Annotated in this window: 20 protein-coding genes; 11 read left to right on the forward strand and 9 right to left on the reverse strand. The window is 61.0% G+C overall.

Annotated elements, in window-relative coordinates:
- The first annotated feature begins 528 nt into the window (after window positions 1-528).
- From OC445_RS16135 to OC445_RS16175, 9 genes are all read left to right on the forward strand, one after another.
- Complete coding sequence (locus OC445_RS16135; protein WP_198790535.1) at window positions 529-3450, forward strand: monovalent cation/H+ antiporter subunit A; 2922 nt, start codon at window positions 529-531, stop codon at window positions 3448-3450.
- Entirely contained in the window at window positions 3450-3794 is a 345-nt protein-coding gene (locus OC445_RS16140) for a Na+/H+ antiporter subunit C (protein ID WP_003192163.1), read from the forward strand. Before OC445_RS16135 ends, OC445_RS16140 begins: the two co-directional genes overlap by 1 nt.
- Window positions 3791-5473, forward strand: a complete 1683-nt coding sequence (locus OC445_RS16145) for a monovalent cation/H+ antiporter subunit D (RefSeq protein ID WP_034127904.1) — start codon at window positions 3791-3793, stop codon at window positions 5471-5473. Before OC445_RS16140 ends, OC445_RS16145 begins: the two co-directional genes overlap by 4 nt.
- Window positions 5470-5958: a Na+/H+ antiporter subunit E gene (locus OC445_RS16150; RefSeq protein WP_054897285.1), complete on the forward strand. Its 489-nt coding sequence runs from the start codon at window positions 5470-5472 to the stop codon at window positions 5956-5958. Before OC445_RS16145 ends, OC445_RS16150 begins: the two co-directional genes overlap by 4 nt.
- The gene (locus OC445_RS16155) at window positions 5955-6233 is read left to right on the forward strand and encodes a K+/H+ antiporter subunit F (protein WP_003192168.1); all 279 of its coding nucleotides are present in this window, start codon (window positions 5955-5957) and stop codon (window positions 6231-6233) included. The genes OC445_RS16150 and OC445_RS16155 overlap by 4 nt, the downstream gene beginning before the upstream one ends.
- Window positions 6230-6568, forward strand: a complete 339-nt coding sequence (locus OC445_RS16160) for a Na+/H+ antiporter subunit G (RefSeq protein ID WP_034127905.1) — start codon at window positions 6230-6232, stop codon at window positions 6566-6568. Before OC445_RS16155 ends, OC445_RS16160 begins: the two co-directional genes overlap by 4 nt.
- Before the next feature lie 316 nt (window positions 6569-6884).
- Entirely contained in the window at window positions 6885-7370 is a 486-nt protein-coding gene (locus OC445_RS16165; RefSeq protein WP_124412574.1) for an Hcp family type VI secretion system effector, read from the forward strand.
- Window positions 7367-8080 carry a DUF4225 domain-containing protein gene (locus tag OC445_RS16170; RefSeq protein WP_127880715.1) on the forward strand — a complete coding sequence of 238 codons (714 nt, stop codon included), beginning with the start codon at window positions 7367-7369 and terminating at the stop codon, window positions 8078-8080. The genes OC445_RS16165 and OC445_RS16170 overlap by 4 nt, the downstream gene beginning before the upstream one ends.
- 5 nt (window positions 8081-8085) lie before the next feature.
- Entirely contained in the window at window positions 8086-8379 is a 294-nt protein-coding gene (locus OC445_RS16175) for a hypothetical protein (protein WP_233097269.1), read from the forward strand.
- A gap of 77 nt (window positions 8380-8456) precedes the next feature.
- Here OC445_RS16175 and cysS read toward each other — a convergent pair whose 3' ends face one another.
- Both cysS and OC445_RS16185 read right to left on the reverse strand, forming a co-directional pair.
- Window positions 8457-9839: a cysteine--tRNA ligase gene (gene cysS / locus OC445_RS16180; protein WP_032902823.1), complete on the reverse strand. Its 1383-nt coding sequence runs from the start codon at window positions 9837-9839 to the stop codon at window positions 8457-8459.
- 15 nt (window positions 9840-9854) lie between these two features.
- A complete protein-coding gene (locus OC445_RS16185; RefSeq protein ID WP_003192174.1) occupies window positions 9855-11555 on the reverse strand; it encodes a glutamine--tRNA ligase/YqeY domain fusion protein in 1701 nt (566 codons plus the stop codon).
- A 237-nt stretch (window positions 11556-11792) separates the two neighbouring features.
- On the opposite strand from OC445_RS16185, the gene OC445_RS16190 reads away from it, so the two are divergent.
- Both OC445_RS16190 and lpxH read left to right on the forward strand, forming a co-directional pair.
- Complete coding sequence (locus OC445_RS16190) at window positions 11793-12296, forward strand: peptidylprolyl isomerase (RefSeq protein WP_003174772.1); 504 nt, start codon at window positions 11793-11795, stop codon at window positions 12294-12296.
- Window positions 12293-13042, forward strand: a complete 750-nt coding sequence (gene lpxH / locus OC445_RS16195; RefSeq protein WP_014718941.1) for a UDP-2,3-diacylglucosamine diphosphatase — start codon at window positions 12293-12295, stop codon at window positions 13040-13042. The genes OC445_RS16190 and lpxH overlap by 4 nt, the downstream gene beginning before the upstream one ends.
- Before the next feature lie 149 nt (window positions 13043-13191).
- Here lpxH and OC445_RS16200 read toward each other — a convergent pair whose 3' ends face one another.
- The 7 genes from OC445_RS16200 to OC445_RS16230 all read right to left on the reverse strand — a co-directional run bounded on the left by OC445_RS16200 (window position 13192) and on the right by OC445_RS16230 (window position 24262).
- Window positions 13192-14721: a DHA2 family efflux MFS transporter permease subunit gene (locus OC445_RS16200; protein WP_020302329.1), complete on the reverse strand. Its 1530-nt coding sequence runs from the start codon at window positions 14719-14721 to the stop codon at window positions 13192-13194.
- The gene (locus OC445_RS16205; protein WP_034127907.1) at window positions 14721-15920 is read right to left on the reverse strand and encodes an efflux RND transporter periplasmic adaptor subunit; all 1200 of its coding nucleotides are present in this window, start codon (window positions 15918-15920) and stop codon (window positions 14721-14723) included. Before OC445_RS16205 ends, OC445_RS16200 begins: the two co-directional genes overlap by 1 nt.
- Window positions 15921-15935: 15 nt before the next feature.
- Window positions 15936-17387: an efflux transporter outer membrane subunit gene (locus OC445_RS16210; RefSeq protein ID WP_198790538.1), complete on the reverse strand. Its 1452-nt coding sequence runs from the start codon at window positions 17385-17387 to the stop codon at window positions 15936-15938.
- Entirely contained in the window at window positions 17384-17857 is a 474-nt protein-coding gene (locus tag OC445_RS16215; RefSeq protein WP_014718945.1) for a MarR family winged helix-turn-helix transcriptional regulator, read from the reverse strand. Before OC445_RS16215 ends, OC445_RS16210 begins: the two co-directional genes overlap by 4 nt.
- A gap of 276 nt (window positions 17858-18133) precedes the next feature.
- Window positions 18134-21820, reverse strand: a complete 3687-nt coding sequence (locus OC445_RS16220; protein ID WP_198790539.1) for a translocation/assembly module TamB domain-containing protein — start codon at window positions 21818-21820, stop codon at window positions 18134-18136.
- Entirely contained in the window at window positions 21820-23547 is a 1728-nt protein-coding gene (locus OC445_RS16225) for an autotransporter assembly complex protein TamA (RefSeq protein WP_198790540.1), read from the reverse strand. Before OC445_RS16225 ends, OC445_RS16220 begins: the two co-directional genes overlap by 1 nt.
- A gap of 64 nt (window positions 23548-23611) precedes the next feature.
- On the reverse strand, window positions 23612-24262 hold the full coding sequence (locus tag OC445_RS16230) for a GNAT family N-acetyltransferase (RefSeq protein ID WP_034127911.1): 651 nt from the start codon (window positions 24260-24262) through the stop codon (window positions 23612-23614).
- Window positions 24263-24288: the final 26 nt, after the last annotated feature.

Raw genomic sequence — 24288 nt, forward strand, 5'->3', positions numbered from 1 at the left:
GAAGCGAGCCGCTCTTGATCTTGATCTGCTTGTGATCTTGATCTCAGGCGCCCCGGTTAAACCACGCTGGCCGAACGCAGGCTTGAATCCGTGGGCCGCCGTCAGGCGGAACCCTAAGTAGCCGTTACCGCAGCAATGGATATGTACACAATCCAACCGTCTAGGCTGCCAGACCGCCTTCGCGAGCAAGCCCTCTCCCACAGTTTGATCACGGGGTGTCAGGGAGATAGGTGTCGGCTGTCAGGCCGTCTTCGCAGGCAAGCCAGCTCCCACAATTGGATCGTGGGGTGTCAGGGAGATAAGCGTCAACTGTCAGCCCCTCACGGGAGCAAGCTCCCTCGCCACAGGTACGGCGTCGCTGCAGATAACGGCTCCCACAGAGGTCTGCATTTTAATTCAAGGGCAAGTTGAAACAGTGCCAAATGGGAGGTTTCAGCCTACCTTGTAGGATCCTGCCACATCTTGCCGTTTGGTGATCGTGAAAGCGGCACGTATGATGCATCCCAAACTCCCGCAGATTAGAAGCCTATGTCCCTGATAGTTCTACTGCTTCTGCCTTTTATCGGCAGCTGTCTGGCGGCCTTGCTGCCGCATAACGCACGTAACACCGAATCGCTGTTGGCCGGCCTTGTGGCGCTGGTCGGTACTATTCAAGTCGCCCTGCTCTACCCTCAGATCGCCCACGGTGGCGTGATCCGCGAAGAATTCATGTGGTTGCCCAGCCTGGGGCTCAACTTCGTGTTGCGCATGGATGGGTTTGCCTGGCTGTTCTCGATGCTGGTGCTGGGCATCGGCACGCTGGTGTCGCTGTATGCGCGCTACTACATGTCGCCGGACGACCCGGTGCCGCGTTTCTTTGCATTTTTCCTGGCGTTCATGGGCGCCATGCTGGGTTTGGTGATCTCCGGCAACCTGATCCAGATCGTATTCTTCTGGGAACTGACCAGCCTGTTCTCGTTCCTGTTGATCGGCTATTGGCACCACCGCGCCGATGCGCGACGCGGGGCGTATATGGCGCTGATGGTCACTGGCGCGGGTGGGCTGTGCCTGTTGGCGGGAGTGATGCTGCTGGGGCATATCGTCGGCAGCTATGACCTGGACCAGGTGCTGGCGGCGGGCGATCAGATTCGCGCGCATTCGCTGTACCCGGTCATGCTCGCCCTGGTGCTGATCGGCGCCTTGAGCAAAAGCGCGCAGTTCCCCTTCCATTTCTGGCTGCCCCATGCCATGGCGGCGCCCACCCCGGTTTCGGCTTACCTGCACTCGGCGACGATGGTGAAGGCCGGCGTGTTCCTGCTGGCCCGCCTGTGGCCGTCGCTGTCCGGCAGCGAAGAATGGTTCTGGATCGTCGGCGGTGCCGGCGCCCTCACTCTCCTCCTCGGCGCTTACTGCGCCATGTTTCAAAACGATCTCAAGGGCCTGCTGGCCTATTCCACCATCAGCCACCTCGGGCTGATCACCCTGTTGCTGGGCCTCAACAGCCCACTGGCCGCAGTTGCCGCGGTATTCCACATTCTCAACCACGCCACCTTCAAGGCTTCGCTGTTCATGGCGGCGGGCATCATTGACCACGAAAGCGGCACGCGGGATATCCGCAAGCTCAGTGGGCTGGTGCGCCTGATCCCGTTTACCGCGACCCTGGCGATGGTCGCCAGCGCGTCCATGGCCGGGGTGCCGTTGCTCAATGGCTTCCTGTCCAAAGAGATGTTCTTTGCCGAAACCGTGTTTATCTCGTCGACCCAATGGGTGGAAATCGCCCTGCCGGTGATCGCGACCATTGCCGGTACATTCAGCGTGGCCTATGCCCTGCGTTTTACCGTGAACGTATTCTTCGGCCCGCCCGCCACCGACTTGCCGCACACGCCCCACGAGCCGCCGCGCTGGATGCGCGCACCCGTCGAGCTGTTGGTGTTCACCTGTCTGCTGGTGGGGATTTTCCCGGCCCAGGTGGTCGGCTCGATCCTCGCCGCTGCCGCCCTGCCGGTGGTGGGCGGTACGCTACCGGAATATAGCCTGGCGATCTGGCACGGCTGGAACGCGCCGATGATCATGAGCCTGGTGGCAATGACCGGCGGCGTGGTGCTGTACCTGATGCTGCGCAAGCAACTCAAGCGTGGCCGCTTCGAATACCCACCGCTGATCGGCTACTTCAACGGCAAGCGCGGTTTCGAGCGCTGCCTGGTGGTGATGATGCGCGGCGTGCGCCGCATCGAGAAACGCATCAGCACCAAGCGCCTGCAAACCCAGTTGTTCCTGTTGGTGCTGCTGGCAGTGATCGGCGCGATGATCCCGATGATCAACAGTGGCCTCAGCTGGGGCGACCGCCCGAAAATCCCGGGTTCCATCGTCTTCGTGACCCTGTGGTTGCTGGCGATTGCCTGCGCCCTCGGCGCCGCCTGGCAAGCCAAGTACCACCGGCTGGCGGCCCTGACCATGGTCAGCGTGTGCGGCCTGATGACCTGCGTCACCTTCGTGTGGTTCTCGGCGCCGGACCTGGCCCTCACCCAATTGGTGGTGGAAGTGGTCACCACCGTGCTGATCCTGCTCGGCCTGCGCTGGCTGCCAAGGCGGATCGAAGAGGTCTCACCCCTGCCCAGCTCGCTGCGCAAGGCGCGTATCCGCCGCCTGCGTGACTTGCTGCTCTCCACTGTGGTGGGCGGCGGCATGGCGCTGTTGTCCTACGCGATGCTGACCCGCCAGACGCCCAACGATATCTCCTCGTTCTACTTAAGCCGTGCCCTGCCCGAAGGCGGCGGCAGCAATGTGGTGAACGTGATGCTGGTGGACTTCCGTGGCTTCGACACCCTGGGCGAAATCACCGTACTGGGCGCTGTGGCCTTGACCGTGTACGCCTTGCTGCGCCGCTTCCGCCCGTCCAAGGAAAGCATGGAATTGCCACCCCAACAGCGCCAACTGGCGCCGGACGTGGCCACCGACCTGGTCAACCCGCGCCAGGCCAGCGACACCGCCCTGGGCTTTATGATGGTGCCGGCGGTGCTGGTGCGCCTGTTGCTGCCGATAGCGCTGGTGGTGTCGTTTTATCTGTTCATGCGCGGCCACAACCAACCTGGGGGCGGCTTCGTCGCCGGGCTGGTGATGTCGGTGGCGTTTATCCTGCAATACATGGTCGCCGGTACCCAGTGGGTCGAGGCGCAGATGAGCCTGCGGCCCATGCGCTGGATGGGCTTCGGCCTGCTGTCGGCCACCTTGACCGGGCTGGGCGCGCTGTTCGCCGGGTACCCGTTCCTCACTACGCATACCTGGCATTTCAGCCTGCCGTTACTGGGCGATATTCATATCGCCAGTGCGCTGTTCTTTGACGTCGGCGTGTACGCCATGGTCGTGGGCTCGACCCTGTTGATGCTCACCGCCCTCGGCCACCAGTCGGTGCGCGCGCATAAACCGAGCAACCAGCCCAAAGTGGTTGCTGCAACCGAAGGAGCCGCCTGATGGAAGAAGTCATCGCAATAGCCATTGGGGTCCTGGCGGCCTCCGGCGTCTGGTTGATCCTGCGGCCACGGACGTTCCAGGTGGTCATGGGTTTGTGCCTGCTGTCCTACGGGGTCAACCTGTTCATCTTCAGCATGGGCAGCCTGTTTATCGGCAAGGAGCCGATCATCAAGGACGGCGTGCCCCAAGACCTGCTCAACTACACCGATCCACTGCCTCAGGCCCTGGTGCTCACGGCCATCGTGATCAGCTTCGCCATGACCGCGTTGTTCCTGGTGGTGCTGCTGGCATCCCGGGGCCTCACCGGCACTGACCATGTAGACGGCCGGGAGCCCAAGGAATGACGTGGATGAATCAACTGATCGTCGCGCCGATCCTGCTGCCGCTGCTCACCGCCGGGCTGATGCTGATGCTGGGCGAGAAACGCCGCCCACTCAAAGCCCAGATCAATCTGTGCTCCAGCATCGCCGGACTGGGCGTTGCCGTGCTGCTGTTGTACTGGACGCAACAAGGCGGCCCCGGCTCGATTGGTGTGTATCTGCCGGGCAACTGGCAGGTGCCGTTCGGCATCGTCCTGGTGGTGGACCAACTGTCGGCGATGATGCTGGTGCTGACCGGGGTTATCGGCGTCAGCGCGCTGCTGTTCGCCATGGCCCGCTGGGACCGTGCGGGCACCAGCTTCCATGCCCTGTTCCAGATCCAACTGATGGGGCTGTATGGCGCCTTCCTCACCGCCGACCTGTTCAACCTGTTCGTGTTCTTCGAAGTGCTGCTGGCCGCCTCCTACGGCCTGATGCTGCACGGTTCCGGCCGTGCGCGGGTGTCGTCGGGGCTGCATTACATTGCGATCAACCTGCTGGCGTCGTCGCTGTTCCTGATTGGCGCGGCGATGATCTACGGCGTCACCGGCACGCTGAACTTTGCCGACCTGGCGTTGAAGATCCCGCTGGTGCCGGAGGCTGATCGCGGCCTGTTGCATGCTGGTGCAGCGATCCTGGCTACGGCGTTCCTGGCCAAGGCCGGCATGTGGCCGCTGAACTTCTGGCTGGCACCCGCCTATTCCTCCGCCAGCGCGCCGGTGGCGGCAATGTTCGCGATCATGACCAAGGTCGGCGTGTACACCGTGCTGCGCCTGTGGACCCTGCTGTTCTCCGGCCAGGCCGGGGCTTCGGCACTGTTTGGCGGCGATTGGCTGGTGTATGGCGGCATGGCGACCATCATTTGCGCGGCACTGGCGATGGTGGCGGCGCAGCGCCTGGAGCGCATGGCCAGCCTGAGTATCCTGGTGTCGGCGGGTATCCTGCTGTCAGCGGTAGGGTTTGCCCAGCCGAGCCTGACCGCGGGGGCGCTGTTCTATCTGGTCAGTTCTACCCTGGCACTGAGTGCGCTGTTTTTGCTGGCGGAGTTGATCGAGCGTTCGCGTTCGGCCAACGACCTGCCGCTGGATGAAGAAATTGATGCGCTGCCCAAAGCCATGGAATCGCTGCATCCGCGCCCGGGTGTGAACCTGGACGATGAGCAAAAAGCGGTGATCGGCCAGGTCATCCCTTGGACCATGGCCTTCCTGGGCCTGAGCTTTATCGCCTGCGCGCTGCTGATTATCGGCATGCCGCCGCTGTCCGGGTTTATCGGCAAGCTCAGCCTGTTGAGCGCGCTGATCAACCCACTGGGCTTGGGCAACGCCGTGGACGAGTCCATCCGCCCGGCGGCCTGGGGCCTGGTGGCGCTGCTGATTCTCTCTGGCCTGGCCTCGCTCATCGCTTTCGCCCGCCTCGGCATCCAGCGCTTCTGGACCCCGGAAGAACGCCCATCACCGCTGCTGCGCCGCTACGAGTGTGTGCCGATCTTCCTGCTGCTGGGGTTGAGCATCGCGCTGACCTTCAAGGCCGAGGCGCTGATGCGCTACACCCAGGCCACTGCCGAAAGCCTGAACAACCCGGAACACTACGTGATGGCAGTGCTCGCGACCCGGCCAGTGCCGAGCCCTGAAGCCAAGGCCGCCGCCCTGGAGGTGCAGCCATGAAGCGTCTGTTCCCGGCTCCCTGGCTGTCGTTGGCGTTGTGGGTATTGTGGCTGGTGCTGAACTTGTCGATCAGCCCCGGCAACCTGCTGCTGGGCGCACTGTTGGGCTTTCTTGCGCCGCTGATGATGGCGCCGCTGCGCCCGCTGCCGATCCGCATCCGCCGCCCTGGGGTGATCATCCGCCTGTTTTTCCGGGTCGGCCTCGATGTGATCATCTCCAACCTGCACGTGGCATGGGGCGTACTCACCTGCGGCTCCCGCCCACCGCGCTCGCGCTTTATCAAGATCCCCCTGGACCTGCGCGACGCCAACGGCCTGGCTGTGCTGGCGATGATCACCAGCGTGACCCCCGGCACCGTCTGGTCGGAGCTGGCCCTGGACCGCAGCATCCTGCTGCTGCACGTTTTCGACCTGGATGACGAAGCCTCGTTTATCCAGCAATTCAAGCAAGCCTACGAACGGCCCCTGATGGAGATCTTCGAATGAGCGCCCTGCTCGCCAATGCGATCCTGTTCAGCCTGTTCCTGTTCTCCCTGGCCATGGTGCTGACCCTGGTGCGCCTGTTCAAAGGCCCCTCGGCCCAGGACCGGGTACTGGCGCTGGACTACCTGTACATCCTGGCGATGCTGATGATGCTGACCCTGGGTATTCGCTATGCCAGCGACACTTACTTTGAAGCGGCGCTATTGATCGCGCTGTTCGGCTTCGTCGGCTCGTTCGCCCTGGCCAAATTCCTGCTGCGTGGCGAGGTGATTGAATGATGCCGTTATGGGTTGAAATTATCGTGGCGGCGTTGCTGTTGCTCAGCGGCCTGTTTGCCTTGATTGGCGCGATTGGCTTGCTGCGAATGAAAGAATTTTTCCAACGCATGCACCCGCCAGCACTAGCCTCGACGTTGGGGGCGTGGAGCGTGGCGTTGGCGTCAATCATCTACTTTTCGGTGCTCAAGTCCGGGCCGGTATTGCATGGCTGGTTGATTCCGATTTTGCTCGCGATCACCGTGCCGGTCACCACACTGCTGCTGGCGCGAACCGCGCTGTTCCGCAAACGCATGGCCGGTGATGACGTGCCCGCCGAAGTCAGCAGCCGCCGCTGACTCTTCAGGCGAATTCAGTAAAAATGTGGGAGCTGGCTTGCCTGCGATAGCGGTTTATCAGTTACAGCATCATTGACTGAAACTGCGCTATCGCAGGCAAGCCAGCTCCCACCATTTGGTTTGGCGCCAGGCAAAAGAGCGGATACGCGCCGCCAATTGCGCCAGCTCAGCATCATCGGCCCGCACCAAGTCGAAATCCCAGACAAAAATCGAATAATCCTACATCCTACTCGCACGATAAAAGGCGAAACATCCGATATTTCCTATTTACATTCTTTTGTATGTTTATGGCGAATAAATCAGGATGCCAACGTCCATGGCTAACCACGGCTACATGTCCATTAACGGAAAATCTCAAGGCCTGATCTCGGCTGGTTGCTCAACCCAAGACTCCATCGGCAACAAGTGCCAGGAGGGGCACCGAGACGAAATCATGGTGATGTCCTTCAATCACAATATGCTCAACACCGGCAATGTCAGAGCTTCCACTCACGGCCCGGTGGTCATCACAAAAAACATTGATAAATCCTCGCCCTTGTTGGCCGTGGCGTTATCCAACAGAGAAGAACTGAACTGCGTCATCAACTTCTATCGAATTTCACAGTTTGGTCGGCACGAAAAATACTACACCGTCGATATAAGGGGCTGCATCATTGCCAGCCTGACCGTGGACGTTCCCCATTCCGTACTCCTGAATGATGTAGACGCACAAGAACATCTGTCGATTCGTTATCGGGAAATTATCTGGACACATCACATCGCGGGGACCAGCGGCTATGGCTCATGGGAAACCGGGCGATGAAATCAAAGAACAAAAATCAAACACCGAGCTTTTATGACTTATGGGTCGTCAGCCAAGCCGCAGGCAACCTGACCAGCCAGGCTTGCACAATCAGCGCTCGTCATCTGCAGGACGGTGTGACTCGCTCGATATTCAATCGGGAAGTGGCCTATTACGCTCGCAGTATTGTTAACGATGTGGAGCAGGGAAAAAAGACCGTCGCAGAGGGGCTGATCGAGATAAAAAAAGAGCAGCGTAGTTTGCTGGATCAGTCAATAGCAATTGGGAGAAATGGAATTGGAGCCGTTGCAGGCGCGCTTCAAATAGCTACTGGTGCCGGAATTTGCTACGCATCGGTGGGTACCCTGTGCCTCGTCGCAGGAGTGCCATTAATGGCACATGGCGCTAATAATTTATATGAAGGTGGACACAACCTAGTAACAGGTAGATCCGATACCGTCGGTCCGGTTCGTACAGCATATCAATCAGTTGCATCCGCCGTCGGTCACGGAGAGCGGGAAGCAAACATGGCCTACGGCGCCGTTGATATTAGCCTATCTATCTACAGCACTGTAAGACATATATACAAACCAGATGCTTGGCGTTTATTTAGGTATTTGGATTCAGACCGGATACGAGCCTATAAAACCATGACACCAACTTCGCTGACAGCGGAGGCCGCAACAGATGCAATCACATTAAAGCAACTACATGAAGAGTCTAAAAAGTGATTATTATGGCTTTTCTAATACTCTCGCCACTGGGGCTGTTATTCGCTTACTGGCTTAGAGTTATCTTCTCCGGCAAAGGACTTGGATATACAAAAATCTATATCTGCTTAGCAGTCAATATTTTCTTTATGATGACACATATGGAAATCGCTCAATTTGACAAATACTTATACTTCGGTACTCATCCAGAAGTCATCGAAAACTATCCAATCATTGGCTGGATCGCACTAGCGTTCTTCATACTGCATGCACTCGCACTCCCAGTTAAACGCGACTTGAACTGGTGGTGGAAACGCTAAGTGACATCGCTATTTTTTGTAAAAAAACGCCCCGAACCAGTCAGGGCGTTTTTCATTCAGCGTGCAGCTATCAACGGTCAGTCAGCCAACCGCCACGTCGTCCCACCCTTGCCGTCTTCCAACACCACACCCATCGCGGTCAGTTGGTCGCGGATACGGTCGGATTCCGCCCAGTCTTTATTGGTGCGAGCCGCCAGACGCGCCTGGATCAGTGCATCTACCTCAGCGGCATCCACACGCCCTTCAGCGCCGGCTTGCAGGAAGTCATCGGCCTCCATCTGCAACACGCCCAGCACGCTGGCCAGTTCTTTCAGACGCGCCGCCAGGCCCGCCGCTGCGTCGATATCGGTCTCGCGCAAGCGGTTGATCTCGCGCACCATCTCGAACAGCACGGCGCAGGCTTCCGGGGTACCGAAGTCGTCGTTCATCACTTCGGTGAAGCGTGCCACGAAGGCTTCGCCGCCTGCCGGCGCCACCGCAGGCAAACCTTTCAACGCGTGGTAGAAACGCTCCAGGGCGCCCTTGGCGTCCTTGAGGTTGTCTTCCGAGTAGTTGATGGCGCTGCGGTAGTGGCTGGACACCAGCAGGTAACGCACCACTTCCGGGTGGTACTTTTCCAGCACGTCGCGGATGGTGAAGAAGTTGTTCAAGGACTTGGACATCTTCTCGCCATTGATGCGGATCATGCCGCAGTGCATCCAGGCGTTGGCGTAGGTCTTGCCTGTGGCGGCTTCGCTCTGGGCGATTTCGTTTTCGTGGTGCGGGAACTCAAGGTCGCTGCCGCCGCCATGAATGTCGAAGGTCTCGCCCAGGCAGCAGGTGGACATCACCGAGCATTCGATGTGCCAGCCCGGACGCCCGGCGCCCCACGGCGACTCCCAGCTCGGCTCGCCCGGCTTTGTACCTTTCCACAGTACGAAGTCGAGCGGGTCCTGCTTGGCTTCGTCGACTTCGATCCGCGCGCCGATGCGCAGGTCTTCGATCTTTTTGCGCGACAGCTTGCCGTAGCCCATGAACTTGGCGACGCGGTAGTACACGTCGCCGTTGCCTGGGGCGTAGGCGTAGCCCTTGTCGATCAGGGTCTGGATCATCGCGTGCATGCCAGGGATGTGGTCCGTGGCACGCGGTTCCATGTCCGGCTTGAGGATGTTGAGGCGCGCCTCGTCCTCGTGCATGGCGGCGATCATGCGCTCGGTCAGCGCGTCGAACGACTCGCCGTTTTCGTTGGCACGGTTGATGATCTTGTCGTCGATGTCGGTGATGTTGCGCACGTACGTCAAGTCATAGCCGCTGAAACGCAACCAGCGGGTCACCAGGTCGAAGGCAACCATGCTGCGGCCGTGGCCGATGTGGCAGTAGTCGTACACGGTCATGCCGCACACGTACATGCGCACCTTGTTGCCGTCCAGCGGCTTGAAGACTTCTTTGGTCTTGCTGAGCGTGTTGTAGATCGTTAGCACGATGTTTCCCTTAAATCACTGGCCCCACGAATCTCGCAAGGTCACGGTACGGTTGAATACCGGAGCGCCTGGTTTCGAGTCCTTGATATCCGCGCAGAAGTAGCCTTCGCGCTCGAACTGGAAACGGTCTTCCGGCTGTGCGTCGCCAAGCGATGGCTCGGCACGACAACCTGTGAGCACTTGCAGGGAATCAGGGTTGATGTTGTCGAGGAAACTCGCGCTGTCTTCAGCCTTCTCAGGGTTTGGCGAGCGGAACAGACGATCGTACAGGCGCACTTCGCATTCGATGCTGGCAGCGGCCGGCACCCAGTGGACCACACCCTTGACCTTGCGGCCTTCAGGGTTCTTGCCCAGGGTGTCCGGATCGTACGAGCAGCGCAGCTCGACGATGTTGCCGTCGGCGTCCTTGATCGCTTCGTCCGCACGAATCACGTAACTGCCGCGCAGGCGCACTTCGCCGTTCGGCTCCAGGCGCTTGTAGCCTTTTGGCGGCTCTTCCATGAAGTCGTCACGGTCGATGTAGATCTCGCGGGCGAATGGCAACTTGCGCACGCCCAGCTCTTCTTTCTGCGGATGACGCGGCAGTTCGAGGTTCTCGACCTGGCCTTCCGGGTAGTTGGTAATCACGACTTTCAACGGGCGCAGCACGCACATGGCGCGCGGGGCGTTGGCGTCGAGGTCCTGACGGATGCTGAATTCGAGCATGCCGAAATCGACCACGCCGTCGGAGCGGTTGGTGCCGACCATATCGCAGAAGTTGCGGATCGACGCCGGGGTGTAGCCACGGCGGCGGAAGCCCGACAGCGTGGACATGCGCGGGTCGTCCCAGCCATGCACGTGTTTTTCATCGACCAGTTGCTTGAGCTTGCGCTTGCTGGTGATGGTGTAGTTCAGGTTCAGGCGGCTGAACTCGTACTGACGTGGGTGCGCCGGGACCGGCAGGCTGTCCAGGAACCACTCGTACAGCGGGCGATGGCTCTCGAACTCCAGGGTGCAGATGGAATGGGTGATGCCTTCGATGGCGTCCGACTGACCGTGGGTGAAGTCGTAGTTGGGGTAGATGCACCACTTGTCACCGGTCTGGTGGTGATGGGCATGGCGGATGCGGTACATGATCGGGTCGCGCAGGTTCATGTTCGGCGAGGCCATGTCGATCTTGGCGCGCAGCACGCGGGCGCCGTCCGGGAATTCGCCGGCGCGCATACGGTTGAACCAGTCCAGGTTCTCTTCCACCGAACGGTCGCGGAACGGGCTGTTCTTGCCCGGCTCGGTCAGCGTGCCACGGTACTCCTTGGCCTGCTCGGGGGTCAGGTCGTCCACATAGGCCTTGCCGGCCTTGATCAGCTCGACAGCCCAGTCGAACAACTGGTCGAAATACTTGGAGGCATAGCGCACTTCACCGGACCATTCGAAGCCCAGCCACTTGATGTCGCTTTCGATGGCGTCGATGTATTCCTGGTCTTCCTTGGCCGGGTTGGTGTCGTCGAAACGCAGGTGCGTGACGCCACCGAACTCCTGGGCCAGGCCGAAGTTCACACAGATCGACTTGGCGTGGCCGATGTGCAGGTAGCCGTTGGGCTCAGGTGGGAAACGGGTGACGATCTGCGTGTGCTTGCCCGAATCCAGGTCCGCCTGGATGATCGGGCGCAGGAAATTGACCGGGACGGCAGGTCCGGCCTTGGTATTCGAGGTAGGGTCGACAGTGGGCTTGCTCATAGGATCCTTGAACAGACAGGTGCGTGGCCAGGTGGGGCCAGATAAAACAAAGGGCTCATAATAGCCGAAGCAGTCAAGACACATACAGAGCGCGGCCAATTAATTGCCCGGGCGGTAAAAAACCACCTCGAAATTCCCGCAGGGCACGCTAAACTGCGCGCCTTGGCCGTCGTTTAGCCAGACAGGTAAGGTGCCCAGGCGCCCACACCCACGAATTCCCTGAAAAGAGTAGCGAACATGACTCAAGTCAAACTGACCACCAACCACGGTGACATCGTTATCGAGCTGAACGCCGAGAAAGCGCCGATCACCGTCGCCAACTTCATCGAATACGTCAAAGCCGGCCACTACGAAAACACTGTTTTCCACCGTGTCATCGGTAACTTCATGATCCAGGGCGGCGGTTTCGAGCCGGGCATGAAAGAGAAGAAAGACAAGCGTCCAAGCATCCAGAACGAAGCGGACAACGGCCTTTCCAACGACAAGTACACCGTCGCCATGGCCCGTACCATGGAGCCGCATTCGGCCTCCGCGCAGTTCTTCATCAACGTCGCCGACAACGCCTTCCTGAACCACAGCGGCAAGAACGTGCAGGGTTGGGGCTACGCGGTGTTCGGTAAAGTCACCGAAGGCACTGACGTTGTCGACAAGATCAAAGGCGTATCGACCACCTCCAAGGCCGGTCACCAGGACGTTCCAGCCGAAGACGTGATCGTCGAGAAAGCCGAGATCGTTGGGTGATATTGCTGATTTCAGATTTGCATCTGGAAGAGGAGCGCCCGGACATCACCCGGGCGTTTCTGGATCTGCTCCACGGCCGCGCCCGTGGCGCCCAGGCGTTGTACATTCTGGGGGACTTCTTCGAAGCCTGGATTGGCGACGATGGCATGACCCCCTTCCAGCGTTCCATCTGCGCGGCTCTGCGTGAGCTGAGCGACAGCGGCACCCCGATTTTCATCATGCACGGCAACCGTGATTTCCTGATCGGCAAGGCGTTCTGCAAAGCGGCAGGCGCTACCTTGCTCAAGGACCCGACGGTCGTGCAGTTGTATGGCGAGCCAGTGCTGTTGATGCACGGCGACAGCCTCTGCACCCGCGACCTCGGCTATATGAAGCTGCGGCGCATCCTGCGTAACCCGGTTGTACTGTTTATCCTGCGCCACCTGCCCTTGGGCACCCGCCACAAACTGGCGCGCAAGTTGCGCAGTGAGAGCAGCGCTCAAGTGCGCATGAAGGCCAACGACATTGTCGATGTCACCCCTGAAGAAGTGCCACGGGTGATGCAGCAGTTCGGCGTGCGCACCCTGGTCCACGGCCATACCCACCGCCCCGCCATCCATAAGTTGCAGATCGGCGACCAGGCGGCCAAGCGCATTGTGCTGGGGGACTGGGACAAGCAAGGGTGGGCGCTGCAGGTGGATGAGCAAGGATTTCAGCTGGCGGCGTTTGACTTCGTCAACCCGCAGTTGGCGTTGCCTGGCGCCTGAACCTCTGACACAACACCGTTCAACCTGTGGGAGCTGGCTTGCCTGCGATGCAGACACCTCGGTGTATCAGATGCACCGAGGTGATGCTATCGCAGGCAAGCCAGCTCCCACACAAGCCAGCTCCCACAGGGACCGCGCTGACCTTACAATCAGTGCCCCGAAGCCGCAGGCCCGGCCTTCGCCGTGAACGGTGGCTTGGCCAGCCACACCAACAACATCAAGCCCATGAACATCCACCCCAGCAACGTGAAGTAATCCACGGTGGACATCATGTACGCCTGGCTGGTGAGAATCTGGTCCAGTTGGGTATAGGCCTTCTGCCCTGCCCCACCCAGCGCCTGCAACGCATCGCGGGTGGTCGAGTCGTAGACGGTCATGTTCTCGCTCATGTAGGCATGGTGCTGGTCGGCCCGGCGGATCCAGATCCAGGTTGTCAGCGAGGCCGCGAAGCTGCCGCCCAAGGTGCGCAGGAAGGTCGCAAGCCCCGCGCCGTCGGCAATCTGGTGCGGCGGCAGGTCGGACATGAGGATGCTCAAGGTCGGCATGAAGAACAGCGCCACGCCGATACCCATGAACAGCTGCACCATGGCGATGTGGGTGAAGTCCACTTCGTTGGTGAAGCCGGCGCGCATAAAGCAGCTCAAGCCAATCGCCAGGAACGCCAGGCCCGCCAGCAGGCGCAGGTCGAACTTGTGCGCGTACTTGCCCACGAACGGCGACATCAGCACCGGCAAAATGCCGATGGGCGCCACTGCCAGCCCGGCCCAGGTGGCGGTGTAGCCCATCTGGGTTTGCAGCCACTGCGGCAGGATCAGGTTGATGCCGAAAAAGCCCGCATAACCCAGGATCAACACGATGGTGCCGATCCGGAAGTTACGGTGCGCGAACAGCCGCAGGTTGACCACCGGGTGCTTGTCGGTCATCTCCCAGATCACGAACACCGCCAGGGCAATCACCGAAATGGCCGCACCAATGATGATGAAGTTGGACTCGAACCAGTCCAGGTCATTGCCCTTGTCGAGGATGATCTGCAAGGCGCCCACACCGACGATCAGGCTCAGCAGCCCAACGTAATCCATCGGCTGATAACTGGTGACCACCGGACGCTTCTTCAACTGCGAACGCACCACCATCACCGCAAAGATACCGATGGGCACGTTGATGAAAAAGATCCACGGCCAACTGTAGCTGTCGGTGATCCAGCCGCCGAGGATGGGCCCGGCAATCGGCGCGACCACCGTGACCATCGCCAATAACGCCAGGGCCATGCCGCGCTTGGCCGGCGGGTAGACTGCAATCAACAAGGTCTGGGTCATCGGATATAACGGCCCGGCGACCAAGCCTTGCAGCACCCGAAAGCCGATCAGCTCAGGCATCGAGGTAGAGATACCGCACAGGAACGACGCCAGCACGAACAGCAGGGTCGCCCACAAGAACAGCTTCACCTCGCCAAAGCGCCGGCTCAACCAACCGGTGAGCGGCAAGGCGATGGCGTTGCTCACCGCAAACGAAGTGATCACCCAGGTGCCCTGCTCCGAACTCACCCCCAGGTTGCCGGAGATAGTCGGCAACGCCACGTTGGCGATGGTGGTGTCGAGCACCTGCATGAAGGTCGCCAGCGACAGGCCAATAGTGGCCATCAACAGGCTGGGTGGCGTGAACGAGGCGTTATTGCTCATCAGCGTTGCGCAGCCTTGGGAGCGGCGACGCTGTTGTCATGGATCAACTGGTTGATCATGGCATCGGCCTCGGCCAATTGGCGGTCATACACGTTGGTGGTGAACGAGGCTTTTTGCGGCGCCTGTTGCGCCAGCACCGGGCCGCTCTGGTCGTGCAGGTCTACGTTGACCACGGTGCTCAAGCCCACGCGCAGCGGGTGTTTGGCCAGCTCTTCGGCGTTGATATGGATGCGCACCGGTACCCGCTGCACGATCTTGATCCAGTTGCCGGTGGCGTTCTGTGCAGGCAACAAGGCGAACGCGCTGCCGGTGCCGGCGCCGAGGCTGTCGACGGTGCCGCTGTACTTGACGTCGCTGCCGTAGATGTCCGACTCGATATCCACCGGCTGGCCGATGCGCATATCCCGCAGTTGGGTTTCCTTGAAGTTGGCGTCGATCCACAGCTGGTCCAGCGGGATCACCGCCATCAGCGCGGTGCCCGGTTGGACGCGCTGGCCCAGTTGCACGGTGCGCTTGGCCACATAGCCGGTGACCGGCGCGATCAAGGTGCTACGCGCATTGGTCAGGTACGCCTGGCGCAGTTGCGCGGCGGCCGCTTGCACATCGGGGTGGGACGAAATCACCGTGTCATCCACCAGGGCATTGGTGGTTTTCAGTTGTTGCTCAAGGTTGGTCAAGGCGTTCTTGGCAGCGGTCAGGCTGTCGCGAGCGTGGGACAGTTCTTCCTGGGAAATCGCGCCGCCCTGGGCCAGGGTCTTGCGGCGGTTGTAGTTGTCCTGGGCCGTCTGTACATCGGCCTTCTGCGCATTGACCTGGGCTTTCATGCCATCGACGTTGCTGTACAGGCCGCGTACTTGGCGCACGGTGCGGGCCAGGTTGGCCTGGGCACTCTGCAGGCCGACGGCGGCGTCGTTGGGGTCGAAGTTGATCAGCACCTGGCCTTCATGCACCAGGTCGCCATCGTCGGCGCCAATGCTGACCACGGTGCCGGTGACCAGCGGGGTGATTTCCACCACGTTGCCGTTCACATAGGCGTCGTCGGTGCTTTCATTGAAGCGCCCGTAGAACTCATACCAGGCCCACACGCCCACCACACTCAGGATGACGATCAGCGCCAGGCCGATCAGCATCACTTTGCGTTTGCGGGGGTTGGTGTCTTTGGGTTGTTCGGTTGCGTTGTTGCTGTCGGCAGTGGCCATGACAAATACCTCAAATTATTCCGTGCGTGTAGCTGGGGTGGTCGCGGCCACGCTGTTGGCGTGGTACCCGCCACCCAGGGCCTGCATCAATTGAATCGACAGGTCGATCTGCGCCGCATTCAGGGTGGCCAGCTGACGCTGGGCCTGCAGCAATTGCTGCTCGATGCTGAGCACATCCAGGTAGTTACCGATGCCTGAGCTGTAGCGTTGCACCCCGGTGTCGTAGGACTGCTGGGCGATGTCGGCGGCATGTTGCTGGGCCTGGATCTGCCGCCCGGTGTCGCGCAGTTGGGACAGGCTGTTGCCGATATCGCCCAAGGCTTGCACCAGGGTTTTGTTGTACTGGGCCACGGCCAGGTCGTAGTCGGCATCGCGAGCATCGAGGTCGGCGCGCAGACGGCCGCCGTCAAAGATCGGCAGCGAAATCGTCGGAGCAATGTTGAAGAAGCGGCTGGCCGAACCGAACATCGCATCGCCCAGCAACGACTCGGCACCGGCGCTCGCGCTCAGGTTGAGGTTGGGGTAGAAGCGGGTCTTGCTGGCAGCGATGTTCTTGCTCGCGGCCTCTACGCGCCAACGTGCGGCGACCAGGTCCGGGCGACGGCCAAGCAACTCGGCAGGCAACACCGCCGGCACGGCCACGGCGCTGGGTTTGAGCACCGCTGGGCGCGCCAACTCGTCACCGCGGTCCGGGCCTTTGCCGAGCAACACAGCCAACGCGATCTTGGCGCTTTGCAGTTGTTTTTCCGCGTCAATCAGTTGCGACTGAGAGCTGGCTTCCAGGCTCTCGGTCTGCTGGAACTGGTACTCGCTGTCGATACCGGAACTCAGGCGGCGCTTGCTCAGGTCGAGCATCTGGCGGGTACGCTTGAGGTCATCCACGGCCAGGTCACGCACGATATGGGCCTGGCCCAGGTCGCTGTAGGCCTTGGCCACGTTCGCGGCCAGTGTCAGGCGCGCGGCCTGCTGGTCGACTTCGGCAGCACGGGCCTCGCCCAACGCCGCTTCCCAGGCGGCGCGCTGGCCGCCCCACAGGTCGAAGTTGTAATTGAAGCTGGCGCCGATGTTGCGCACCGTCGAATAGGCATCGCCCTGCCCGCGTGGGTCCTGGTCCTTGGCCAGGCGCGAACGGCTCACGCCGGCGCTGGCATCCAGGGTCGGCATACGGGCGGCGTTGGCGGCATAGGCCGCCGCTTCGGCCTGGTGGGCGCGGGCGTCGGCGACTTGCATGTCGGGGCTGTTCTGCAGGGCTTCCTGGATCAGGCCGTCAAGCTGTGGGTCGCCCAGGCTTTTCCACCAGTCGGCGGCCGGCCAGGCGGCGCTCGACAGCGTCACGCCGCTGAGGGATTTACCGGTGTGCAAGGTATTGGCGTCGAGGCGCTGGCCCTGGGTGTCGAGGCCGCTGTAATTGGCGCAACCGGCCAACGTCATCGCCGCCAGCACCAGGCTGAATGCGCGTGTGTTCATGATCTACCTACCCGCTGGATCGTGATGGGGTCACCCGCAGCGATCAGCATTTTCTTCAGGATCCGCTCCAGGGTTTCCAGCTCGCCCGGCTCAAGCACACCGGCCAACTGGTTGAGAGCCTTGGCGCCGATGTGCGGCAGCATGTCCGCCAGGCGCTGGCCCTCGGCGGTCAGCACCAACTGCACCTGGCGCCGGTCCAGCTCGGAACGCTTGCGGCTGAGCAGGTCTTTTTGCTCCAGACGGTCGAGCATGCGCGTCATCGAACCGCTATCCAGGGATAGGTTGCGGCACAGCTCCGCCGGGGTATCGACGCCGAACTGGGCCATGATGATCAACACCTTGAACTGCGCGGCGGTGATGCCGTGGGGTTCCATATGGGTGTCGATGATGCGGTCCTTGAGGATCGCGGCGCGGCCCAGCAACAGCCCGAGGTGGCAGTTGTGGAAGTTGTCAGGGGTGAAGTGAGGCATCGAAAGTCACCTTATTACTGCCTAGGCAGTGAATGTGTGACGAGATGTTACTGCTTAGGCAGCGAATGTCAAATGGAATAATTAGGTTGCTTGGTAGTTGAGTAACTTAGAGCCTTGGACAGCAATCAAATCAGCGAGAGTCCAGTTAAGGCTTTTTGTAGGAGCGAGCTTGCTCGCGAAAAAACTCACGGGCACCGCGTGCATTCAGGATGCACGCGTTATCGTTGACGTTTTTCGCGAGCAAGCTCGCTCCTACATTTTTTGATCGGGCAAGGTTTAGAAATCGCGCTTGTAGAAGATATCCAGGGAACTCGCTACGCCCGTGGCCACTTCCAAGTACACCTTCTTGCTCAGCAGGTAGCGCAAGGCAATGGTGTTAGCCGGCTCGAACACCCCTACCCCATAACGCAAGCTGAGCTTCTCGTTGATCTTGCCGCTGGCCACCACGGCGGTGCTGTTACCCGTACCCTGGGTGTCCAGATCAAAATCCTGAATCCCCAGCTTATTGGCAATATCCGAAGTCACGCCAGCGCTGCCCATCAAGCCCAGGCCCAGGGCGGCTTCGGCGAGCATGTTGTTGTCTTCGCCAGTGTTGGTGCGCGAACGGCCCAGCACCAGGTATGACAACGCATCTTCCTGGGCCATGGCCGGCTCGGAAAAGATCTGCGTGGTGGGTTGTTCGGCGCTGCCGCTCAGGCGGATACCTGCGGTGACCGTGCGGCTGGATTCGGTAACGATGCGCACCGCTTCGATATCCAGGAACGGCTGGTCCAAGGGCCCCGCGAACAACAGGCGTGCGCGGCGCACATTGAGGCGCTGGCCGTAGGCACGGTAGCGGCCGTCGTTGAGCCACAGCTCACCACGGGTGTCCATGTTGTCGCCGATATGCACATGGCCCTGAACCTTGGCGGTGAGGCCGAAGCCGGCGAAGTTGAGCTGGTCCTCACCCACTTCCACGTCGATATCCATGGCCATGGCCATCGGCGCTTTGCCCTCTTCGGTCTGGCTGCCGATGATCACGGTGTCGTCGGACACCTTGACCGTCGAAGGCGGCAGTTCGCGCACGGTGATGTCGCCACGGGGGATGTGGACTTTACCGGCAATCGCCAGTTTGTCGTCCTTGAGGCTGATCTTCAGGTCGGGGGCCACTTCCAGCTTGGCGTAGGGCTCCACGGTGACCGGCAGTTGCGAGCCTTTGAGGCTGAGGTCGACCACCAGGGCACGGCCCCAGTCGATCTGCCCCGTGAGGCTGCCCTGCCCGGCCTTGCCGCTGCGCCAGCCACCGTTGAGCTGCACGCTTTCACCGGCGATCTGCGCCTGCAGGTTCAGGCCCTCGAGGCTGATGGGCAACTCCGGCCCGGAGACTTCACCGTCCACCAGGTTCAAGTTGCCGTTGACCTGCGGCGTGAGCAACCCGCCGGAGATGCGGCCGCTGCCGTTGAGCTTGCCGGTGAGTTTTTCAACCATTGGCACAAAGGGCCGCGCCACGGCGAGGTCCAGGCCAGTAAGGCTGAAGTTGCCGGTGATTGGCTTGTTGTTTGGCAGCGGGTTGATCTGCGCCTGCAACAGCAACTCGCCGAGCTTGCCGCCATGAAAGTTGAGCTGAGTGTCGATGCGCTTGGGATTGAGGGTGGTTTCCAGCTTCAGGGTGTCGTAGGGGAAATCCAGCCACTGGCCCTTGTCGCGCACGCGCAGGGTGCCGCCACTGGCGTCCACCGCGACCACACCTTTTGGGCCGCTCTGGGGCAGGTCCAGTTGCACATCGGCGTTGAGCCTGCCCTGCCAGGCGAAGTCTTTGGGCAAGAACCCCGCGAGGCTGTCGAGGGGGAATTGCTTGAGGTGGTAACGCAACTTCGGCTCGGGCATCAGGCGCTGGTCTTCCCCACACAGGCTGGCGCCACCGGAGACCCAGCAGTGCGCACCGAAGGTCAGCTTGCCATCGGCCAGGCGTTCGATCTTCGCCGGGGCTTGCAGCCGCCAGTCTTGGCCACCGGCTTGCACGTCGCCACTGGCCAGGCGCCCGCGCCAGTTGTCTTTGTCAAGGTTACCATCCAGGGCCAGGGCCAGTTTGACCAGCGGGCCAGTCAGCGCCAGCTGGACTTTCTGGTTCTTGATATCGCCTTGGGCGCTGGCGGTGAGGTTGCCGACTTGCGTCTCGCCGCTTTGAATGCCGTTGGCCTTGAGGTCGAGCTTGGCGCGCTGGGCGCTATCAAGGTTGGCGTCCAGGTTGAGGGTTTGCAGACGGTTGTCGGCAAAGGCCAGTTGCTGACCCTTGAGGTCGAGCTTGCCTTGAGGGGCTTTCAAGGTGCCAGCCACTTCGACACGCCCGTTGACTTGCCCACGCAGTTGCGGCCAGAGCTGGGCCAGGCGCGCCAGCTTGATGTCGATCTGCCCGGCCAGACGCTGTTGCAGGCTGCCGCTGCCATTGATGCGGTTGTCGCCCAGGCGGATGTCCAGGTTGGCGAGGGTCCATTGTTCGCCGGCGCCTTCGGCCTTGGCCGCCAGCACAGCGGTTTGCCCGCGCAGGCGGCCCTTGAGGTCGAGGTCAGCGTTGAGCTTGAGTTGTTCGTTCTTGAACTCACCTTTGCTGCGCAGCGGCCCGGCCAGGGTGCCGGGCAACTCTGCGACCCAGTAGGCAGGGTTCAGCGCCGACAGATCCAGCGCAGTGTCCCAGGCAATGCCGTCGGCAAATTGCAGGTTCAGGTGGCCTTCGGCCTTGCCTTGGCCGGCACTCAGTTTCAGCTCAGGCAGGAAGACCTGCTTGAGGTCGCCACTGAAGGGGGTGACCACATTGAACTTGCCCGCCGGGCCGTCGAGGTCGGCCTTGAGATTGCCCAGGTAGTTGCCGTCTTTATAGGAGATTTCACCGTTGAAGGTGCGCAAGGTCACTTGCGGTTCGTCAATGACCGGATAGAGGCGATGCCAGGGGAAGTCCAGCCAGTCGATCTTGGCGTCCGCGCTGAAGCCTTGTTGCCAGTCCAGGTTGGCACTGAGCTTGAGGCTTTGCTTGTCGCCGGCCGTCAGGTCCAGGCCAGCAATCTGTGCGCCCTTGGCGTCAACCTTGCCCTTGAGCAGTAAATCCACCGGGCCGTTTTCGGCCGGTAGCACGGCCTTGCCCAGCAACTGGTAGCCATTGCTCAGGTCGCCTTTAGCGTTCAAGTCCAGTTGGTTGAGTTGCAGGGTATCGGGCAGGTCTGCGCTGGGTTTGAACGACTCGGAGGTGATGTGCACCTGCGCCGGCAGGTTTTCCACCAGGGGTTGCAGCTCGCCAGTGAGCTTGGCCGGCAGATAGCCGCTGCTGTCGGCGTCGAGCTTGAGAGTCTTGAGCAGGTCGCCATCGATCTTGAGCGCAACGCTCCAGGGAACACCGCCTGGGGCGTAGGGCAGGCTGAGGTTGCCGGTGGCGTTCAGCGGCCAGTCGCCGGTGGGTTGCAGCAGGCCGGCGAGGTCCAGCACCAGGTCGTCGCGTTGTAAATGTACCGAGTCGATCTGCATACCGGCGCCAGTCCAATGCGCCACCAGTTGCAGGCCCTTGAGTTCTTCATTGCCGTTGAACAGCAGGCTGCCAATGCGAACATCGCCCAACTGGAGAGAAACCGGCAGCTTCAGGTCGGGCAGTTGAATCGGCCCGCTGTCGCTCTCTTCGGCACTGGGGGCGAATTCCAGTCTGACCTGTTCCACATCCAGTCGGTTGATGCACAGGGTCATGCGCAGCAGGCAGCCGGGGGACCAGTCAAACGTCGGTGCATTCAGCTCGACGCGGCTGCCATCCTGCTGCCACAGCAAATGATCGGCACTCCACTGCCCTCCCAGGCGCCCCTGGAAATTTTCCACGCTCAAACCTGGCACCTGGGCCAAGGCCCAACGACTGCCCGCCTGGGTGCCAAGCACTGACCACAGCGCCAACAACAGCAAGACGAGGATGGCAACCAACGCCAGCCCCGCTATTTTCAAACCACGCATCACAGCTCAGGCCCCATGGAAAAGTGCAAGCGAATGCCGCCCGGATCTTCGAGGGCATGGGCCAGGTCGAGGCGAATCGGCCCCACCGGCGACACCCAGCGCACGCCGACGCCCACGCCGGTTTTCAGGCTGGGCAAGTCCAGGTTGTTGAACGAGTTGCCCTGGTCGACAAAGGTCGCGATACGCCATTTATCGGTGATGGAATATTGATACTCAGCGCTCAAGGCCACCATGTAGCGGCCGCCGATGCGGTCGCCGCGATCGTTCTCGGGCGATAGCGTCTGGTACTCGTAGCCGCGCACGCTCTGGTCACCACCGGCGAAGAAGCGCAAGGAAGGAGGCACGGATTTGTAGCCATTGGTGGCACTGCCGCCAAATTGCGCACGGCCCAGGAAGCGGTGGTTGTCCCACAAGGTGGTCAAGCCCTTGACCGTCGCTGTGCCGTAAAGCAAGTTGGTGTCGGACCCCAGGCCCTCTTTGGCGACCTTGGTGTCGAACATCAGGCGGTAGCCATGGTGCGGGTCGATGCGGTTGTCACTGCGCAGGTAGGAATAACTCACGCCAGGCATCAGCAGGTTACTCAGGCCCGAGTCATTGCCCAGGCGATATTCTTCGCGCTGGTACTTGAGGGAGATCACCCGCGTCCAGCCACTGGGCAACTTGCTGTGCCATTCGGGGCCGATGGTGAGCAGCTTGCTCAGGGTGTCAGTGTTAGCGATCTCTTCATTCTGGTAGCCGCCAGCAAAGCGCAATTTGTCAGTGAGCGGCGGGTCGAGCGGGATGTCGTACCACAACCCGACGTTCTGCCGTGGCGCCGACAGTTCAGCTTCCCAGCCATAACTGTGGCCCTGTGGGTTGACCCAATGGCGCGTCCAGTTGGCTTTGCCCCGTGGGCCGACGTCAGTGGAATAACCCAGGCCCAGGCCCATGGTGCGCGGCTTGCGGGTGTCCAGTTGCACCGCCACCGGGATCACATCATCGGTGGCGGCGGTGGGGCTGGCGTCGACGCGCACGCCTTCGAAGAAGCCACTGGCTTGCAGGTTCTGGTTGAGTTCGGCGACCAGTTCGGAGTCATAGGGTGTGCCGGGCTTGAACGGCACCATGCGCTGCAACAGCTCTTCATCAAAGGGCGTGTCGCCGGTGAAGCTGACCTTGCCCATGCTGTAGCGTGGGCCGCTGTCGTAAATGAGTTCGATGTCGGCCACGCCCGCTTGAGGGTCTATGGCAAGTTTCTGGCTGGTGAAGCGCCCGCTGAAAAATCCGTAGCGCGAGGCCTGGTTCTGGATCAGGCGCTTGGCGTCTTCATAATGGCCGTGATTGAGCACGGCGCCGGGCTTGAGGTCGTCGCTGGCGGGCACGCGAAAGGTCTTGAGACTCGCGGCCTGGCCGTCGACCCTTATGGTGACGTCGCGCAAGTGCACCGGTTCGCCGGGGTCGATGGTGAGGGTCAGGCGCGGGTTCTTGCCGCCCTTCACCTCGCTGTTGATCTGCGGCTGATAGTAGCCCAGGGCCTGCGCGGCTTTGCGCGCCTGCTCCTCGGCGCCACGGCTGAACCGCAGCAAGGCTTCTTCATCACGATCGCCCACACCGCCGATGTAGCCTTCGATGTTGGCTTTCAGCGCGTCGTTCGAGGGTTTGATCCGCACGTCCAGTTCGCTTTGCGCCAATGCGCCGCAGCTCGTGAACAGCAGAATCAAGCCGCTGGTAAATCTTCCTGGAAACTTCATAGGCGCGGATGCTACACGAGCGAGAGAGGAACTATGAACCCGGATTCTTCTGAATAATTCTGTCTCAAGCCGTTGCAGGATGTAACGCCTGGGGATTGGGATGGAAAAACACATGCTCGCGCACCGGCCCTACGGCGACTTCGCCGATTTCCTCATAGCCCTGGCGCTTGTAGAAATCCAGATAACGGGAGTTACCGGTGTCGAGCACCACGCCGGATGAATGCGGGTCGTCCGCACACCAATTGTGTACCGCTTCCAGCAACTGCTCACCATGGTGCTTGCCCTGGAACTGCGGGTGAATACCCAGCAACGGCAGCACATGCACAGACGTGTTGGGCAGGCACGCCATGACGGCATGATGGTATTCCAGGTAACGCCGCGTACCGCGCACGCCGGTGCTCAGCCACATGCGGATTTGCCAGGCCCAGCTTTCGGTGATGCCCAGGCGCCGCTGGGGCGGTGCAATCAGGGCAATGCCGATCAGCCGGTCGTTGACGAACAGGCCGATGGCCGGGAGTTTCTGGAAAAAATGCTGCTTGACCAGTTCGCGCACAGTGGCACGTACTCGCTGTTCATAGCCCGCCCGCTCGGCTTCGAAGATGTAGGCAAAGGTCGGCTCATGGCGATACGCCTGGTACAGCAGGGATCGCGCTTCACGGGAGTAGCCGCTATTGAGCAGGCGGATTTCGGCAGTGGCCGTCGAAGTGTCTGGCATAACAGTCAATCTCCCTGGGCGCCACT

It is taken from the genome of Pseudomonas sp. Pse35 (genome assembly GCF_024519715.1).
GTDB lineage: Bacteria > Pseudomonadota > Gammaproteobacteria > Pseudomonadales > Pseudomonadaceae > Aquipseudomonas > Aquipseudomonas paracarnis.

Coding starts and splice junctions, on each gene's coding strand:
- OC445_RS16135 (WP_198790535.1), top strand. CDS start 529: ATGTCCCTGATAGTTCTACTGCTTCTGCCTTTTATCGGCAGCTGTCTG.
- OC445_RS16140 (WP_003192163.1), top strand. CDS start 3,450: ATGGAAGAAGTCATCGCAATAGCCATTGGGGTCCTGGCGGCCTCCGGC.
- OC445_RS16145 (WP_034127904.1), top strand. CDS start 3,791: ATGACGTGGATGAATCAACTGATCGTCGCGCCGATCCTGCTGCCGCTG.
- OC445_RS16150 (WP_054897285.1), top strand. CDS start 5,470: ATGAAGCGTCTGTTCCCGGCTCCCTGGCTGTCGTTGGCGTTGTGGGTA.
- OC445_RS16155 (WP_003192168.1), top strand. CDS start 5,955: ATGAGCGCCCTGCTCGCCAATGCGATCCTGTTCAGCCTGTTCCTGTTC.
- OC445_RS16160 (WP_034127905.1), top strand. CDS start 6,230: ATGATGCCGTTATGGGTTGAAATTATCGTGGCGGCGTTGCTGTTGCTC.
- OC445_RS16165 (WP_124412574.1), top strand. CDS start 6,885: ATGGCTAACCACGGCTACATGTCCATTAACGGAAAATCTCAAGGCCTG.
- OC445_RS16170 (WP_127880715.1), top strand. CDS start 7,367: ATGAAATCAAAGAACAAAAATCAAACACCGAGCTTTTATGACTTATGG.
- OC445_RS16175 (WP_233097269.1), top strand. CDS start 8,086: ATGGCTTTTCTAATACTCTCGCCACTGGGGCTGTTATTCGCTTACTGG.
- OC445_RS16185 (WP_003192174.1), bottom strand. CDS start 11,555: ATGAGCAAGCCCACTGTCGACCCTACCTCGAATACCAAGGCCGGACCT.
- OC445_RS16190 (WP_003174772.1), top strand. CDS start 11,793: ATGACTCAAGTCAAACTGACCACCAACCACGGTGACATCGTTATCGAG.
- OC445_RS16200 (WP_020302329.1), bottom strand. CDS start 14,721: ATGAGCAATAACGCCTCGTTCACGCCACCCAGCCTGTTGATGGCCACT.
- OC445_RS16205 (WP_034127907.1), bottom strand. CDS start 15,920: ATGGCCACTGCCGACAGCAACAACGCAACCGAACAACCCAAAGACACC.
- OC445_RS16210 (WP_198790538.1), bottom strand. CDS start 17,387: ATGAACACACGCGCATTCAGCCTGGTGCTGGCGGCGATGACGTTGGCC.
- OC445_RS16215 (WP_014718945.1), bottom strand. CDS start 17,857: ATGCCTCACTTCACCCCTGACAACTTCCACAACTGCCACCTCGGGCTG.
- OC445_RS16220 (WP_198790539.1), bottom strand. CDS start 21,820: ATGCGTGGTTTGAAAATAGCGGGGCTGGCGTTGGTTGCCATCCTCGTC.
- OC445_RS16225 (WP_198790540.1), bottom strand. CDS start 23,547: ATGAAGTTTCCAGGAAGATTTACCAGCGGCTTGATTCTGCTGTTCACG.
- OC445_RS16230 (WP_034127911.1), bottom strand. CDS start 24,262: ATGCCAGACACTTCGACGGCCACTGCCGAAATCCGCCTGCTCAATAGC.